Genomic DNA, 14,207 nt, shown 5'->3' with positions numbered 1-14,207 from the left:
CGCCGTGCGAGGCCATCTTGGACAAGATCCTGATTCGTGGGGCTCGAACCCACAACCTGAAGAACATCGACCTGACCCTGCCACGGGACAAACTGATCGTCATCACCGGCTTGTCCGGGTCCGGCAAGTCGTCCCTGGCGTTTGACACGCTGTACGCCGAAGGCCAGCGCCGCTACGTGGAATCCCTGTCGGCCTATGCCCGCCAATTCCTGTCGATGATGGAAAAGCCCGACGTCGACACCATTGAAGGCCTGTCGCCCGCGATTTCCATCGAACAGAAATCAACGTCCCATAATCCGCGCTCTACTGTGGGCACCATCACCGAGATCTACGACTACCTGCGCCTGCTGTATGCCCGCGTGGGTATCCCCCGTTGCCCGGACCACGACATCCCCCTGGAAGCCCAGACCGTCAGCCAGATGGTCGACCTGGTGCTGGCCCAGCCGGAAGGCGCCAAGCTGATGCTGCTGGCACCGGTGATTCGAGAGCGCAAGGGTGAACATCTTTCCGTCTTCGAAGAACTGCGTGCGCAAGGTTTTGTTCGTGCCCGGATCAACGGCAAGCTCTATGAGCTGGACGAAGCGCCGAAGCTGGATAAGCAGAAGAAGCATTCGATTGACGTAGTGGTCGACCGCTTCAAGGTGCGTGCCGATTTGCAGCAGCGCCTGGCGGAGTCCTTCGAAACCGCATTGAAGCTGGCGGACGGTATTGCTCTGGTAGCGCCGATGGACGACGAGCCAGGGGAAGAAATCATCTTCTCCGCGCGCTTCGCCTGCCCGATCTGTGGCCATGCCATCAGCGAGCTGGAGCCGAAGCTGTTCTCCTTCAACAACCCGGCGGGCGCCTGCCCGACCTGTGATGGCCTGGGGGTTAAGCAATTCTTCGACATCAAGCGCCTGGTCAATGGTGACCTTACGCTGGCGGAGGGCGCGATACGCGGCTGGGACAGGCGTAACGTCTATTACTTCCAGATGCTGGGTTCGCTGGCCTCGCACTATAAGTTCAGCCTCGAAGTGCCCTTCAACGAACTGACGGCCGAACACCAGAAATTCATCCTGCACGGCAGCGGTTCGCAGAACGTCGACTTCAAATATTTGAACGACCGTGGCGATATCGTCAAACGCTCCCACCCGTTCGAAGGCATCGTGCCGAACCTGGAACGACGCTACCGCGAGACCGAATCCGCCAGCGTGCGCGAAGAACTGGCCAAGTTCCTCAGCACCCAGCCGTGCCCGGACTGCCGTGGCACGCGCCTGCGCCGTGAAGCGCGGCATGTGTGGGTCGGTGAGAAAACCCTGCCGGCAGTGACCAACCTGCCGATTGGGGATGCCTGCGAATACTTCGGCACACTGAAGCTGACAGGACGCCGCGGGGAGATTGCAGACAAGATCCTCAAGGAAATTCGTGAGCGGTTGCAGTTCCTGGTTAACGTGGGGTTGGACTACCTGTCACTGGACCGCAGTGCCGATACGCTTTCCGGTGGTGAGGCCCAGCGGATTCGCTTGGCCAGCCAGATTGGCGCCGGCCTGGTCGGTGTGTTGTACATCCTCGATGAGCCGTCCATTGGCTTGCATCAACGGGACAACGATCGCTTGCTGGGTACGCTGAAGCACCTTCGGGACATCGGTAATACGGTGATCGTGGTTGAGCACGATGAAGATGCCATTCGTCTTGCGGACTACGTGGTCGACATCGGCCCGGGCGCGGGTGTGCACGGTGGGCATATTGTCGCCGAGGGCACTCCGGCAGAAGTGATGGCGCATCCTGACTCGCTGACCGGCAAATACTTGTCGGGCCGTGTGAAGATCGCCGTGCCGGCCAAACGTACGCCGCGCAACAAGAAGATGGCACTGCACCTCAAAGGCGCGCGCGGCAACAACTTGCGCAATGTCGATCTGGAAATCCCGCTGGGACTGCTGACCTGCGTGACCGGTGTATCCGGTTCGGGCAAGTCGACGCTGATCAACAACACGTTGTTTCCGTTGAGCGCCACTGCACTGAACGGCGCGACGACTCTTGAAGCCGCCGCTCACGACAGCATCAAGGGTCTGGAACACCTGGATAAGGTGGTCGATATCGACCAAAGCCCGATTGGCCGCACGCCGCGTTCCAACCCGGCGACCTACACCGGGCTATTTACGCCGATTCGCGAGCTGTTCGCCGGTGTGCCGGAATCCCGCTCACGTGGCTACGGGCCTGGCCGGTTCTCGTTCAACGTCAAGGGCGGGCGCTGCGAGGCGTGCCAGGGCGATGGCTTGATCAAGGTTGAGATGCACTTCCTGCCGGACATCTACGTGCCGTGCGACGTGTGCAAGAGCAAGCGCTACAACCGCGAAACCCTGGAGATCAAGTACAAGGGCAAAAGCATTCACGAAACCCTCGAGATGACGATCGAGGAAGCCCGAGTGTTCTTTGACGCGGTACCGGCCCTGGCGCGCAAGCTGCAGACGCTGATGGATGTCGGCCTGTCGTACATCAAGCTCGGGCAGTCGGCGACCACGCTGTCGGGTGGTGAGGCGCAGCGGGTCAAGCTGTCTCGTGAGCTGTCCAAGCGTGATACCGGCAAGACCTTGTATATCCTCGATGAGCCGACTACGGGTTTGCACTTCGCGGATATCCAGCAGTTGCTGGATGTACTGCATCGCTTGCGTGACCACGGCAACACGGTGGTGGTGATCGAGCACAACCTGGATGTGATCAAGACCGCCGACTGGCTGGTGGACCTGGGGCCGGAAGGCGGCTCCAAAGGTGGGCAGATCATTGCGGTCGGCACACCGGAGCAAGTGTCTGAGATGAAGCAGTCTCACACAGGCTTCTATCTCAAGCCGCTGCTGGCCCGCGACAAGGACTGATTGTTCAGGCCCACGAAAAAGCCCCTGTCACTTACACAGTGACAGGGGCTTTTTCGTAGCCGGAGGAATCAGAACTGCGATTGCAGGTAGTTCTCCAGGCCAATCAACTTGATCAGGCCCAACTGCTTTTCCAGCCAGTAGGTGTGATCTTCTTCAGTGTCGTTCAACTGCACCCGCAGGATTTCCCGCGTGACGTAGTCGTTGTGCTGCTCGCAGAGCTCGATGCCCTTGCAGAGCGCGGCACGGACCTTGTACTCAAGGCGCAGGTCGCTGGCGAGCATCTCTGGCACCGTGGTGCCGGTATCCAGGTCGTCGGGACGCATACGTGGCGTGCCTTCGAGCATCAGGATACGGCGCATCAGCGCGTCGGCGTGCTGTGCCTCTTCTTCCATTTCGTGGTTGATACGCTCGTAGAGCTCGGTAAAGCCCCAGTCTTCGTACATCCGCGAGTGAATGAAATATTGGTCACGAGCTGCCAGTTCGCCCGTCAGCAACGTGTTGAGGTAATCGATTACGTCGGGGTGACCTTGCATCGCCCTACATCTCCCTGCTTGAAAGTCTGTAGTTTGAACCATGATGACCCGGAGGTCACGGGACCAACGGCAGAAAAGTGAAGATTTCCGGTGAAAAGTAGCTGAAATAACGCAAAAACCGCCCAAATGAGGGCGGTTCTGCTTATCGTTTAGAGTTAGTTAAGCGATACACCCAGTGCAGATGCGATCCCTTCTCCATAAGCCGGATCTGCCTTGAAGAAGTACTGCAACTGGCGCTGGACCACGTCGCTGGAAACCCCTGCCATGGCGCCGGCGATGTTGTTGATCAGCAGGGCTTTCTGCCCATCATTCATCAGGCGGAACAGCGCACCGGCATGGCTGTAGTAGTCGGTGTCCTCGCGGTGATCGTAACGATCCGCCGCGCCGCTCAGGGCCAAGGCTGGCTCGGCATACTGAGGAGCCTGTTTCGGTGCATCGGCATAGCTGTTTGGCTCGTAGTTGGGAGCCGCACCACCATTGGCGCCGAATGCCATCGAGCCGTCACGCTGGTAGCTGTTGACCGGGCTGCGTGGCGCGTTCACCGGCAGGTGCTGGTGATTGGTGCCGACACGGTAGCGGTGGGCATCAGCGTAAGCGAACACGCGACCTTGCAGCATGCGGTCTGGCGACAAGCCAACACCCGGAACCATGTTGCTTGGACCGAAAGCCGCCTGCTCAACTTCAGCGAAGTAGTTCAGCGGGTTGCGGTTCAGTTCCAGTTCGCCGACTTCGATCAGCGGGAACTCTTTCTGCGACCAGGTCTTGGTCACGTCGAACGGGTTCTCGTAGTGAGCGTTCGCCTGGGCTTCCGTCATGATCTGGATGCACACGCGCCATTTCGGGAAGTCGCCGCGCTCGATAGCGCCGAACAGATCGCGCTGGGCGTAATCAGGGTCGGTACCTGCCAAGCGTGCAGCGTCAGCCGGCGCCAGGTTCTTGATGCCTTGCTTGGTCTTGTAGTGCCACTTCACCCAGTGACGCTCGCCTTTGGCGTTGATCAGGCTGTAGGTGTGGCTGCCGAAGCCGTGCATGTGGCGGTAGCCGTCCGGGATGCCGCGGTCCGAAAACAGGATGGTGACCTGGTGCAGCGCCTCAGGGGAGTGCGACCAGAAGTCCCACATCATCTGTGCACTTTTCAGGTTGCTTTGCGGCAGGCGCTTTTGGGTGTGGATGAAGTCCGGAAATTTCAGCGGGTCACGGATGAAGAACACCGGGGTGTTGTTGCCAACGATGTCCCAGTTGCCTTCTTCGGTATAGAACTTCAAGGCGAAACCACGTGGGTCGCGCTCAGTGTCAGCCGAACCGCGCTCGCCACCTACCGTGGAGAAGCGCAGGAAGGTCGGAGTTTGCTTACCCACGGACTCGAACAGCTTGGCGCTGGTGTACTGAGTGATGTTTTGGGTGACGGTGAAGGTACCGTAGGCACCCGAGCCTTTGGCGTGTACGCGACGCTCAGGGATGTTTTCACGGTTGAAGTGGGCGAGCTTCTCGATCAGGTGAAAATCGTCGAGCAGCAATGGGCCGCGTGGGCCGGCCGAACGGGAATTCTGGTTATCGGCAACGGGGGCGCCGCTGGCGGTAGTAAGGGTTTTATTCTGGCTCATGCTCAATCTTCCTCAGGTCAGTCTTGGAACTGCCGGCTAATCGGCTTGGGGGGCAGTATTGACCAGGAAGATGACACCATCAAATTCATTAAATCATGATCTTCGATAGAAATTAACTAACGAACAACCCGAACGGATAGCTAAACACGGATTAAAGAGCCGAATGACTATCCGCTCGAGGTTATTCGAGTTTTCTAACGCGCACAAAAAACCGGGCACTAGGCCCGGTTCTTCGTTACAGACTGACGTCTTACTCAGCGGATACAGCTTCACCGCCAACTGGACGATCGATCAGCTCAACGTACGCCATAGGCGCGTTGTCACCAGCGCGGAAACCGCACTTGAGGATGCGCAGGTAGCCACCCTCACGGGTAGCGTAACGCTTGCCCAGGTCGTTGAAGAGCTTACCAACGATAGCTTTCGAACGAGTACGGTCGAAAGCCAGACGGCGGTTAGCCAGGCTGTCTGTCTTGGCCAAAGTAATCAGCGGCTCAGCAACGCGACGCAGTTCTTTAGCTTTCGGCAGTGTAGTTTTGATCAGCTCGTGCTCGAACAGCGACACCGCCATGTTCTGGAACATAGCCTTACGGTGCGAGCTGGTACGGCTCAGGTGACGACCACTTTTACGATGACGCATGGTTCATTCCTTACCAAACTCACGTTCGGTGATTACGACGATCAGGCAGTCGCCTTGTCGTCCTTCTTAAGACTTGCAGGCGGCCAGTTGTCGAGGCGCATGCCGAGGGACAGACCGCGGGAGGCCAGAACGTCCTTGATTTCAGTCAAGGATTTCTTGCCCAGGTTCGGAGTCTTCAACAGTTCTACTTCGGTGCGCTGAATCAGATCGCCGATGTAGTAAATGTTTTCCGCCTTAAGGCAGTTAGCCGAACGTACAGTCAGTTCCAGATCGTCAACCGGGCGAAGCAGGATCGGATCGATCTCGTCTTCCTGCTCGATTACCACTGGTTCGCTGTCACCTTTGAGGTCGACGAACGCAGCCAACTGCTGTTGCAGAATGGTTGCAGCGCGGCGGATAGCCTCTTCAGGATCCAGAGTACCGTTGGTTTCCAGATCAATAACCAGCTTGTCCAGGTTAGTACGCTGTTCGACACGGGCGTTTTCCACCACGTATGCGATACGGCGAACCGGGCTGAACGAAGAGTCAAGCTGCAAGCGACCAATGCTGCGGCTTTCGTCTTCATCGCTCTGACGCGAGTCGGCCGGTTCATAACCACGACCACGAGCTACGGTGAGCTTCATGTTCAGGGCGCCGTTAGACGCCAGGTTAGCGATTACGTGATCGGGATTAACGATCTCGACATCATGATCCAGCTGAATATCGGCAGCGGTAACCACCCCCGAACCCTTCTTCGACAAGGTCAGCGTAACTTCGTCACGGCCGTGCAGCTTGATAGCCAGACCTTTAAGGTTCAACAGGATTTCAATTACGTCTTCCTGTACACCTTCGATGGCGCTGTACTCGTGGAGCACACCGTCAATCTCGGCCTCGACTACTGCACAGCCGGGCATTGAGGACAACAGGATGCGGCGCAGCGCGTTGCCCAGGGTGTGGCCAAAACCACGCTCGAGAGGCTCGAGAGTGATCTTGGCGCGGGTTGGACTGACAACCTGCACATCAATGTGACGGGGTGTCAGGAACTCATTTACCGAAATCTGCATGGATGCACCTATTTTCTAGCCCTTACTTGGAGTAGAGCTCGACAATCAGGCTTTCGTTGATGTCGGCGGACAGATCACTGCGAGCAGGAACGTTCTTGAAAACGCCCGACTTCTTCTCAGTGTCTACTTCTACCCATTCTACGCGGCCACGTTGGGCACACAGATCGAGAGCTTGGACAATGCGAAGTTGATTTTTTGCTTTCTCGCGAATCGCGACCACGTCACCAGCACGAACCTGGTACGACGGGACGTTAACGGTTTGGCCGTTTACGCTGACGGATTTGTGCGATACCAGCTGACGGGATTCGGCACGAGTCGAACCAAAGCCCATACGGTATACAACGTTGTCCAGACGGCATTCGAGCAGTTGCAGCAGGTTTTCACCGGTTGCACCTTTCTTGCCAGCAGCTTCTTTGTAGTAGCCGCTGAACTGACGCTCGAGAACGCCGTAGATACGACGGACCTTCTGCTTTTCACGCAGTTGGGTGCCGTAATCGGACTGGCGACCGCGGCGTTGGCCGTGGATACCAGGTGCTGCTTCAATGTTGCACTTCGATTCGATCGCGCGCACGCCGCTCTTCAGAAAGAGATCGGTGCCTTCACGACGAGCGAGTTTGCATTTTGGACCAATGTAACGAGCCATTCTTTACAATCTCCTGGATTACACGCGGCGCTTCTTCGGCGGACGGCACCCGTTGTGCGGGATTGGCGTCACGTCGGTGATGCTGGCGATCTTATAGCCACAGCCGTTCAATGCACGGACAGCAGACTCACGACCTGGACCTGGACCTTTGACGTTAACGTCGAGGTTTTTCAGGCCATATTCCAGCGCAGCTTGACCAGCACGTTCAGCAGCTACTTGAGCAGCAAACGGGGTGGACTTGCGGGAACCGCGGAAACCCGAACCACCGGAGGTAGCCCAAGAAAGCGCGTTACCTTGACGGTCGGTGATGGTCACGATTGTGTTGTTAAAAGATGCATGGATGTGGGCGATGCCATCAACCACTGTCTTTTTAACTTTTTTACGAGGACGAGCAGCAGGTTTTGCCATGATTAATTTCCTGTCGATTCGCGTGGGCGATTACTTGCGGATCGGCTTACGCGGACCTTTACGGGTACGCGCGTTAGTCTTGGTACGCTGACCGCGTACTGGAAGACCACGACGATGACGCAGACCACGGTAGCAACCGAGGTCCATCAAACGCTTGATTTTCATGTTGATTTCGCGACGCAGGTCACCTTCAGTGGTGAACTTCGCCACTTCGCCACGCAACAGCTCAATCTGCTCGTCGCTCAGATCTTTGATCTTTGCGGCTGGGTTTACCCCAGTGTCTGCGCAAATTTTCTGCGCAGTAGTGCGACCAACACCATAGATGTAGGTCAGCGAGATAACAGTGTGCTTGTTATCTGGAATGTTAACGCCTGCAATACGGGCCATTCAGTGGGACTCCAATTGACAGCTACCTACGCCCCGGAAGCCAAGAAATAGGGCGCGAGATAATATCGCTGTAATAACAAATAATCAACCCGGCAGCGCACTAGCTGCCGGGCTTCAAGCGGATCACACTCAGCCTTGGCGCTGTTTGTGACGCGGTTCCGCGCTGCAAATTACTCGAACAACACCTTCGCGGCGAATAATCTTGCAGTTACGGCACAGCTTTTTCACCGATGCACGAACTTTCATCACCAACTCCTCGAACCTTATGGGTACTCAGCGCAACATGCCGCTGCCGTAACCCTTCAGGTTGGCTTTCTTCATCAGGGATTCGTACTGGTGCGAAACGAGGTGCGATTGTACTTGGGACATGAAGTCCATCACAACCACGACGACGATCAGCAACGAGGTCCCGCCAAGGTAGAACGGAACGTTTGCTGCAACCACCAGGAACTGGGGCAACAAGCACACGGCCGTCATATATAGAGCACCGAACATGGTCAAGCGAGTCAGAACGCCATCAATGTAGCGCGCAGACTGCTCACCTGGACGAATACCCGGAATAAAGGCACCGGACTTCTTCAGGTTTTCCGCTACGTCTTTCGGATTGAACATCAACGCCGTATAGAAGAAGCAGAAGAAAATAATCCCTGCACTAAACAGCAGAATATTCAACGGCTGACCAGGAGCGATCGACTGCGAGATGTCCTGCAACCAGCCCATACCTTCAGACTGACCGAACCAGGCACCCAACGAAGCCGGAAACAGCAAAATGCTGCTCGCGAAAATGGCAGGAATAACCCCGGCCATGTTCACTTTCAGCGGCAAGTGGCTGGTCTGCGCGGCAAAGACCTTACGGCCCTGCTGACGCTTGGCGTAGTGAACAGCAATACGACGCTGGCCACGCTCAATGAACACCACAAAACCGATAATCGCTACTGCCAACAAACCGATGGCAACCAAGGCGAAGATATTGATATCACCCTGACGTGCAGACTCGAAAGACTGCCCAATCGCTCTCGGAAGACCGGCAACGATACCTGCGAAAATCAACATCGAGATACCGTTACCAACACCACGCTCAGTAATCTGCTCACCCAGCCACATCATGAACATCGCACCAGCCACAAAAGTGGATACCGCGACGAAATGGAAGCCAAAGTCACCAGTGAACGCAACACCCTGCCCGGCCAGACCAACGGACATGCCGATAGCCTGAACCAGGGCGAGGATGACAGTGCCGTAGCGGGTGTACTGGCTTATCTTGCGACGGCCAGCTTCACCTTCCTTCTTCAACTGCTCCAGCTGCGGGCTAACGGCGGTCATCAGCTGCATGATGATCGATGCCGAGATGTACGGCATGATCCCCAGCGCAAAGATGCTCATCCGTTCCAGCGCACCGCCGGAAAACATGTTGAACAAGCTAAGAATGGTCCCCTCATTCTGTCGAAACAGGTCTGCGAGTCGGTCCGGGTTGATACCTGGAACCGGGATGTGTGCGCCTATTCGGTAGACGATAATCGCCAGGAACAGAAAACGCAGACGAGCCCAAAGTTCAGACATACCGCCTTTGCCGAGCGCTGAGAGAGCACCTTGCTTAGCCATTTATTCCTCGAACTTGCCGCCAGCTGCTTCGATAGCCGAACGCGCACCTTTGGTGGCGCCGATTCCCTTGCCGATAGTGACAGCGCGAGTCACTTCACCGGACAGCATGATTTTCACACGCTGTACGTTGACGTTGATCACGTTGGCATCTTTCAGGGTCTGCACGGTAACGATGTCGCCTTCCACTTTGGCCAGCTCGGACAGACGCACTTCTGCGCGGTCCATGGCTTTCAGGGAAACGAAACCGAACTTCGGCAGGCGACGATGCAGCGGCTGTTGACCGCCTTCAAAGCCTGGAGCGATGGTGCCACCGGAGCGGGAGGACTGACCTTTGTGGCCACGGCCACCGGTCTTACCCAAACCACTACCGATACCACGGCCCGGACGATGCTTTTCGCGACGGGAGCCCGGCGCTGGACTCAGATCATTGAGTTTCATCGAATTAACCCTCGACACGCAGCATGTAGTAAGCCTTGTTGATCATCCCGCGATTCTCGGGAGTATCAAGTACTTCTACAGTGTGACCGATGCGACGCAGACCCAAACCCTTAACGCACAATTTGTGGTTAGGGATGCGGCCGGTCATGCTTTTGATCAGCGTTACTTTAACGGTAGCCATGATCAGAAGATCTCCTTAACGCTTTTGCCACGCTTGGCGGCAATGGATTCAGGAGACTGCATAGCCTTCAAACCTTTAAAAGTGGCGTGAACCACGTTTACCGGGTTAGTCGAGCCGTAGCACTTGGCCAGAACGTTCTGAACGCCAGCAACTTCGAGGACAGCACGCATAGCGCCGCCAGCGATGATACCGGTACCTTCAGAAGCAGGCTGCATGTACACCTTCGAAGCGCCGTGAGCGGACTTCATTGCGTACTGCAGAGTGGTGCCGTTCAGATCAACTTGGATCATGTTGCGACGAGCAGCTTCCATTGCCTTCTGGATCGCAGCAGGCACTTCACGTGACTTGCCACGGCCGAAGCCAACACGCCCTTTACCATCACCAACCACGGTCAACGCGGTGAAAGTGAAGATACGGCCGCCTTTAACGGTTTTGGCTACGCGGTTAACTTGAACCAGCTTCTCAATGTAGCCTTCGTCGCGCTTTTGGTCGTTATTTGACATAACTTAGAACTCCAGCCCAGCTTCACGAGCAGCATCAGCCAGCGCTTTCACGCGGCCGTGGTACTTGAAGCCAGAGCGGTCGAAAGCCACTTGCGAGACGCCAGCGGCCTTAGCACGCGTAGCGACCAGCTGGCCAACCTTAGTGGCCGCGTCGATGTTGCCAGTGGCACCATCACGCAGTTCTTTATCCAAAGTCGAGGCGCTTGCCAGGACTTTGTTGCCGTCGGCCGAGATGACCTGGGCGTAGATGTGCTGCGACGAGCGGAACACGCAGAGACGCACGACTTCGAGTTCGTGCATTTTCAGGCGTGCTTTGCGAGCGCGACGCAGTCGAGTAACTTTTTTGTCGGTCATTTGCTATGCCCTACTTCTTCTTGGCTTCTTTACGACGGACGACTTCGTCCGCGTAGCGCACACCTTTGCCTTTGTACGGCTCTGGTGGACGGAAGTCGCGGATCTCAGCGGCCACCTGACCTACCAGCTGCTTATCAATACCCTTGATCAGGATATCGGTTTGGCTTGGGGTCTCAGCGGTGATGCCTTCCGGCAGTTCGTAATCCACTGGGTGCGAGAAGCCAAGGGCCAGGTTCAGAACCGTGCCTTTTGCTTGCGCTTTGTAACCAACACCGACCAGCTGGAGCTTACGCTCGAAGCCTTGGCTTACGCCTTGGACCATGTTGTTTACCAACGCACGAGTGGTACCGGCCATTGCGCGAGTTTGTTGATCGCCATTGCGAGCAGCGAAACGCAGCTCACCAGCTTCTTCAACGATCTCAACGGACGAATGGATGTTCAGTTCCAGAGTGCCCTTGGCACCCTTCACCGAAAGCTGTTGGCCTGCGAATTTTACTTCGACACCGGCTGGCAGCTTAACGGGGTTCTTAGCGACGCGTGACATGCTTATCCCCCCTTAGAACACAGTGCAAAGAACTTCGCCGCCGACACCGGCAGCGCGCGCAGCACGATCCGTCATCACACCTTTGTTGGTGGAGACGATAGACACACCGAGACCGCCACGAACTTTTGGCAGATCATCAACGGACTTGTACTGACGCAGGCCTGGACGGCTAACGCGCTTCACTTCCTCGATGACCGGACGGCCTTCGAAGTACTTCAGCTCGATGGACAGCAGTGGTTTGATTTCGCTGCTGATCTGATAACCCGCAATGTAGCCTTCGTCTTTCAGGACTTTGGCAACAGCAACCTTCAACGTGGAAGATGGCATGCTTACGACGGACTTTTCAGCCATCTGGGCATTACGGATACGAGTTAGCATGTCCGCTAACGGGTCCTGCATACTCATGGCTAGACGCTCCTAATACAAAAAAATTAGCCTTGCGGCCATTACGTGTCGCCGAGAATCTCCGAGCACAAAACACACGGGCTCAGGCGAGCCGCGTATTTTAGACACACTCCGGAAATGAAACAAGCCCCAAAAGGGGCTTGTTCCAGATTCTAGGTCACCGGCGGTCAGTATCTTGCGATCCTGACCACCTGGACTTCGAAAGTACTTACCAGCTGGCTTTAACCAGACCTGGTACGTCACCACGCATTGCCGCTTCACGCAGTTTGTTACGGCCGAGGCCGAACTTGCGGTAAACGCCGTGTGGACGACCGGTCAGGCGGCAGCGGTTACGCATGCGCGAAGCGCTTGCGTCACGTGGCTGCTTCTGCAGAGCAACTGTAGCTTCCCAACGCGCTTCTGGACTTGCGTTCAGATCAACGATGATTGCTTTCAGTGCTGCACGCTTCTTGGCGTACTTGGCAACCGTGAGCTGACGTTTCAGCTCGCGGTTTTTCATGCTCATCTTGGCCATGGTCCTACTCCAATCAGTTGCGGAACGGGAATTTGAACGCACGCAGCAGAGCGCGGCCTTCATCATCGTTCTTGGCAGTGGTGGTCAGGGTGATGTCCAGACCGCGGAGAGCATCGATCTTGTCGTAGTCGATTTCCGGGAAGATGATCTGCTCTTTAACGCCCATGCTGTAGTTACCACGACCATCGAAGGACTTGGCATTCAGGCCGCGGAAGTCGCGGACCCGAGGCAGGGAGATCGACAGCAGACGATCCAGGAATTCGTACATACGCTCACGGCGCAGAGTCACTTTGACGCCGATCGGCCAACCTTCACGGACTTTAAAGCCAGCGATGGATTTCCGAGCGTAGGTCACAACGACTTTTTGGCCGGTGATCTTTTCCAGGTCAGCAACAGCGTGCTCGATGACTTTTTTGTCGCCGATCGCTTCGCCCAGACCCATGTTCAGGGTGATTTTGGTAACGCGCGGAACTTCCATCACGTTCGAAAGCTTAAGTTCTTCCTTAAGTTTCGGTGCGATTTCCTTCCGGTAAATCTCTTTTAGTCGTGCCATGGTCTTCTACCTAGCAGTGTTCAAGCATCAACCGCTTTTTGGGTCGACTTGAAGACACGAATTTTCTTACCTTCTTCTACTTTGAAACCAACGCGGTCAGCCTTGTTGGTTTCGCCGTTGAAGATGGCGACGTTAGAAGCGTGCAGTGGCGCTTCTTTCTCGACGATACCGCCTTGTACGCCCGACATCGGGTTAGGCTTGGTATGACGCTTGACCAGGTTCAGACCACTAACGACCAGACGGTCATCAGCAAGAACCTTCAGCACCTTACCGCGCTTACCTTTGTCTTTGCCGGCGATCACGATGATCTCGTCGTCACGACGAATCTTTTGCATGTCGGATCTCCTTACAGCACTTCTGGGGCGAGCGAGACGATCTTCATGAACTTCTCAGTACGAAGTTCACGGGTCACTGGCCCAAAGATACGGGTGCCGATCGGCTCTTGCTTGTTGTTCAGAAGAACAGCAGCGTTGCCATCAAAGCGGATAATGGAGCCATCTGCACGGCGTACGCCGTGACGAGTGCGGACTACAACAGCAGTCATCACTTGGCCTTTTTTCACTTTACCGCGAGGAATTGCTTCCTTCACGGTAACTTTGATGATGTCACCGATACCAGCGTAACGACGATGGGAGCCACCCAGCACCTTGATGCACATAACGCGGCGTGCGCCGCTGTTATCGGCCACATCGAGCATGGATTGAGTCTGAATCATATAATTTCTCCGACCCCTAGTCCTTAGACTTCCACAGCGCGTTCGAGAACATCAACCAGCGCCCAAGACTTGGTCTTGGCCAGCGGACGAGTTTCACGAATAGTGACTTTGTCGCCGATGTGGCACTGATTGGTTTCGTCGTGCGCGTGCAGCTTAGTCGAACGCTTAACGTATTTACCGTAGATCGGGTGCTTAACGCGACGCTCGATCAAAACGGTGATGGTTTTGTCCATCTTGTCGCTGACAACACGGCCAGTCAGCGTACGGACAGTCTTTTCGGCTTCAGCCATG

The 14,207-nt window shown here is 56.0% G+C and carries 21 protein-coding genes; 1 reads left to right on the top strand and 20 read right to left on the bottom strand.

Going from position 1 to position 14,207, the window contains the following annotated elements; all coding sequences use genetic code 11:
• The first annotated feature begins 17 nt into the window (after positions 1–17).
• A complete protein-coding gene (gene uvrA, locus JFU58_RS02830) occupies positions 18–2,852 on the top strand; it encodes an excinuclease ABC subunit UvrA (RefSeq protein ID WP_010174605.1) in 2,835 nt (944 codons plus the stop codon).
• A gap of 68 nt (positions 2,853–2,920) precedes the next feature.
• Here the strand turns inward: uvrA and bfr are convergent, their stop codons facing one another.
• The 20 genes from bfr to rpsQ form a co-directional block, all read right to left on the bottom strand.
• Positions 2,921–3,385 (bottom strand): bacterioferritin, encoded by a 465-nt coding sequence (gene bfr, locus JFU58_RS02825; protein WP_003210048.1) that lies wholly within the window; start codon positions 3,383–3,385, stop codon positions 2,921–2,923.
• Positions 3,386–3,540: 155 nt separating this feature from the next.
• Positions 3,541–4,989 carry a catalase gene (locus JFU58_RS02820; protein ID WP_201139809.1) on the bottom strand — a complete coding sequence of 483 codons (1,449 nt, stop codon included), beginning with the start codon at positions 4,987–4,989 and terminating at the stop codon, positions 3,541–3,543.
• A gap of 250 nt (positions 4,990–5,239) precedes the next feature.
• The gene (rplQ, locus tag JFU58_RS02815; protein WP_003210053.1) at positions 5,240–5,626 is read right to left on the bottom strand and encodes a 50S ribosomal protein L17; all 387 of its coding nucleotides are present in this window, start codon (positions 5,624–5,626) and stop codon (positions 5,240–5,242) included.
• 41 nt (positions 5,627–5,667) lie between these two features.
• The gene (locus JFU58_RS02810) at positions 5,668–6,669 is read right to left on the bottom strand and encodes a DNA-directed RNA polymerase subunit alpha (protein WP_003176403.1); all 1,002 of its coding nucleotides are present in this window, start codon (positions 6,667–6,669) and stop codon (positions 5,668–5,670) included.
• A gap of 22 nt (positions 6,670–6,691) precedes the next feature.
• On the bottom strand, positions 6,692–7,312 hold the full coding sequence (gene rpsD / locus JFU58_RS02805) for a 30S ribosomal protein S4 (RefSeq protein WP_003210056.1): 621 nt from the start codon (positions 7,310–7,312) through the stop codon (positions 6,692–6,694).
• Positions 7,313–7,330: 18 nt separating this feature from the next.
• Positions 7,331–7,720, bottom strand: coding sequence for a 30S ribosomal protein S11 (gene rpsK / locus JFU58_RS02800; RefSeq protein ID WP_002555466.1), 390 nt, complete (start codon positions 7,718–7,720; stop codon positions 7,331–7,333).
• A 30-nt stretch (positions 7,721–7,750) separates the two neighbouring features.
• Positions 7,751–8,107, bottom strand: coding sequence for a 30S ribosomal protein S13 (gene rpsM / locus JFU58_RS02795; RefSeq protein WP_003210063.1), 357 nt, complete (start codon positions 8,105–8,107; stop codon positions 7,751–7,753).
• A gap of 129 nt (positions 8,108–8,236) precedes the next feature.
• Positions 8,237–8,353, bottom strand: a complete 117-nt coding sequence (gene rpmJ, locus JFU58_RS02790; protein WP_002555468.1) for a 50S ribosomal protein L36 — start codon at positions 8,351–8,353, stop codon at positions 8,237–8,239.
• Positions 8,354–8,380: 27 nt separating this feature from the next.
• Complete coding sequence (gene secY, locus JFU58_RS02785; RefSeq protein WP_003210064.1) at positions 8,381–9,709, bottom strand: preprotein translocase subunit SecY; 1,329 nt, start codon at positions 9,707–9,709, stop codon at positions 8,381–8,383.
• Positions 9,710–10,147, bottom strand: coding sequence for a 50S ribosomal protein L15 (gene rplO / locus JFU58_RS02780; RefSeq protein WP_003210066.1), 438 nt, complete (start codon positions 10,145–10,147; stop codon positions 9,710–9,712).
• A 4-nt stretch (positions 10,148–10,151) separates the two neighbouring features.
• A complete protein-coding gene (gene rpmD / locus JFU58_RS02775; protein ID WP_003186033.1) occupies positions 10,152–10,328 on the bottom strand; it encodes a 50S ribosomal protein L30 in 177 nt (58 codons plus the stop codon).
• 2 nt (positions 10,329–10,330) lie between these two features.
• Entirely contained in the window at positions 10,331–10,831 is a 501-nt protein-coding gene (rpsE, locus tag JFU58_RS02770) for a 30S ribosomal protein S5 (RefSeq protein ID WP_003186035.1), read from the bottom strand.
• Positions 10,832–10,834: 3 nt separating this feature from the next.
• Entirely contained in the window at positions 10,835–11,185 is a 351-nt protein-coding gene (gene rplR / locus JFU58_RS02765; RefSeq protein WP_003186037.1) for a 50S ribosomal protein L18, read from the bottom strand.
• Positions 11,186–11,195: 10 nt separating this feature from the next.
• A complete protein-coding gene (gene rplF, locus JFU58_RS02760) occupies positions 11,196–11,729 on the bottom strand; it encodes a 50S ribosomal protein L6 (RefSeq protein ID WP_003176412.1) in 534 nt (177 codons plus the stop codon).
• 12 nt (positions 11,730–11,741) lie between these two features.
• Complete coding sequence (rpsH, locus tag JFU58_RS02755) at positions 11,742–12,134, bottom strand: 30S ribosomal protein S8 (RefSeq protein ID WP_003186040.1); 393 nt, start codon at positions 12,132–12,134, stop codon at positions 11,742–11,744.
• Positions 12,135–12,342: 208 nt separating this feature from the next.
• Positions 12,343–12,648, bottom strand: a complete 306-nt coding sequence (gene rpsN, locus JFU58_RS02750; protein ID WP_003176414.1) for a 30S ribosomal protein S14 — start codon at positions 12,646–12,648, stop codon at positions 12,343–12,345.
• Positions 12,649–12,661: 13 nt separating this feature from the next.
• The gene (rplE, locus tag JFU58_RS02745) at positions 12,662–13,201 is read right to left on the bottom strand and encodes a 50S ribosomal protein L5 (RefSeq protein WP_003210069.1); all 540 of its coding nucleotides are present in this window, start codon (positions 13,199–13,201) and stop codon (positions 12,662–12,664) included.
• Positions 13,202–13,221: 20 nt separating this feature from the next.
• Positions 13,222–13,536 carry a 50S ribosomal protein L24 gene (gene rplX / locus JFU58_RS02740; RefSeq protein WP_003210072.1) on the bottom strand — a complete coding sequence of 105 codons (315 nt, stop codon included), beginning with the start codon at positions 13,534–13,536 and terminating at the stop codon, positions 13,222–13,224.
• 11 nt (positions 13,537–13,547) lie between these two features.
• Positions 13,548–13,916, bottom strand: coding sequence for a 50S ribosomal protein L14 (rplN, locus tag JFU58_RS02735; RefSeq protein ID WP_002555479.1), 369 nt, complete (start codon positions 13,914–13,916; stop codon positions 13,548–13,550).
• 23 nt (positions 13,917–13,939) lie between these two features.
• Positions 13,940–14,206 (bottom strand): 30S ribosomal protein S17, encoded by a 267-nt coding sequence (gene rpsQ, locus JFU58_RS02730; protein WP_003176419.1) that lies wholly within the window; start codon positions 14,204–14,206, stop codon positions 13,940–13,942.
• Between the last annotated feature and the right edge of the window lies 1 nt (position 14,207).

Source organism: Pseudomonas sp. TH34 (assembly GCF_016650865.1).
Taxonomy (GTDB): domain Bacteria; phylum Pseudomonadota; class Gammaproteobacteria; order Pseudomonadales; family Pseudomonadaceae; genus Aquipseudomonas; species Aquipseudomonas yamanorum.
The sequence above is the reverse complement of the archived record's forward strand: the minus strand, read 5'-3'. Positions and strand labels throughout refer to the sequence as shown.

What these genes read in the sequence shown, in the direction of transcription:
- rpsK (WP_002555466.1), bottom strand. Translation starts at nt 7,720, where the DNA reads ATGGCAAAACCTGCTGCTCGTCCTCGTAAAAAAGTTAAAAAGACAGTG.
- rpmD (WP_003186033.1), bottom strand. Translation starts at nt 10,328, where the DNA reads ATGGCTACCGTTAAAGTAACGCTGATCAAAAGCATGACCGGCCGCATC.
- secY (WP_003210064.1), bottom strand. Translation starts at nt 9,709, where the DNA reads ATGGCTAAGCAAGGTGCTCTCTCAGCGCTCGGCAAAGGCGGTATGTCT.
- rpsH (WP_003186040.1), bottom strand. Translation starts at nt 12,134, where the DNA reads ATGAGTATGCAGGACCCGTTAGCGGACATGCTAACTCGTATCCGTAAT.
- rpsN (WP_003176414.1), bottom strand. Translation starts at nt 12,648, where the DNA reads ATGGCCAAGATGAGCATGAAAAACCGCGAGCTGAAACGTCAGCTCACG.
- rplF (WP_003176412.1), bottom strand. Translation starts at nt 11,729, where the DNA reads ATGTCACGCGTCGCTAAGAACCCCGTTAAGCTGCCAGCCGGTGTCGAA.
- rplX (WP_003210072.1), bottom strand. Translation starts at nt 13,536, where the DNA reads ATGCAAAAGATTCGTCGTGACGACGAGATCATCGTGATCGCCGGCAAA.
- rpsM (WP_003210063.1), bottom strand. Translation starts at nt 8,107, where the DNA reads ATGGCCCGTATTGCAGGCGTTAACATTCCAGATAACAAGCACACTGTT.
- rplN (WP_002555479.1), bottom strand. Translation starts at nt 13,916, where the DNA reads ATGATTCAGACTCAATCCATGCTCGATGTGGCCGATAACAGCGGCGCA.
- rplE (WP_003210069.1), bottom strand. Translation starts at nt 13,201, where the DNA reads ATGGCACGACTAAAAGAGATTTACCGGAAGGAAATCGCACCGAAACTT.
- rpsE (WP_003186035.1), bottom strand. Translation starts at nt 10,831, where the DNA reads ATGTCAAATAACGACCAAAAGCGCGACGAAGGCTACATTGAGAAGCTG.
- JFU58_RS02810 (WP_003176403.1), bottom strand. Translation starts at nt 6,669, where the DNA reads ATGCAGATTTCGGTAAATGAGTTCCTGACACCCCGTCACATTGATGTG.
- JFU58_RS02820 (WP_201139809.1), bottom strand. Translation starts at nt 4,989, where the DNA reads ATGAGCCAGAATAAAACCCTTACTACCGCCAGCGGCGCCCCCGTTGCC.
- rplQ (WP_003210053.1), bottom strand. Translation starts at nt 5,626, where the DNA reads ATGCGTCATCGTAAAAGTGGTCGTCACCTGAGCCGTACCAGCTCGCAC.
- rplR (WP_003186037.1), bottom strand. Translation starts at nt 11,185, where the DNA reads ATGACCGACAAAAAAGTTACTCGACTGCGTCGCGCTCGCAAAGCACGC.
- rpmJ (WP_002555468.1), bottom strand. Translation starts at nt 8,353, where the DNA reads ATGAAAGTTCGTGCATCGGTGAAAAAGCTGTGCCGTAACTGCAAGATT.
- rpsD (WP_003210056.1), bottom strand. Translation starts at nt 7,312, where the DNA reads ATGGCTCGTTACATTGGTCCAAAATGCAAACTCGCTCGTCGTGAAGGC.
- rplO (WP_003210066.1), bottom strand. Translation starts at nt 10,147, where the DNA reads ATGAAACTCAATGATCTGAGTCCAGCGCCGGGCTCCCGTCGCGAAAAG.
- bfr (WP_003210048.1), bottom strand. Translation starts at nt 3,385, where the DNA reads ATGCAAGGTCACCCCGACGTAATCGATTACCTCAACACGTTGCTGACG.
- rpsQ (WP_003176419.1), bottom strand. Translation starts at nt 14,206, where the DNA reads ATGGCTGAAGCCGAAAAGACTGTCCGTACGCTGACTGGCCGTGTTGTC.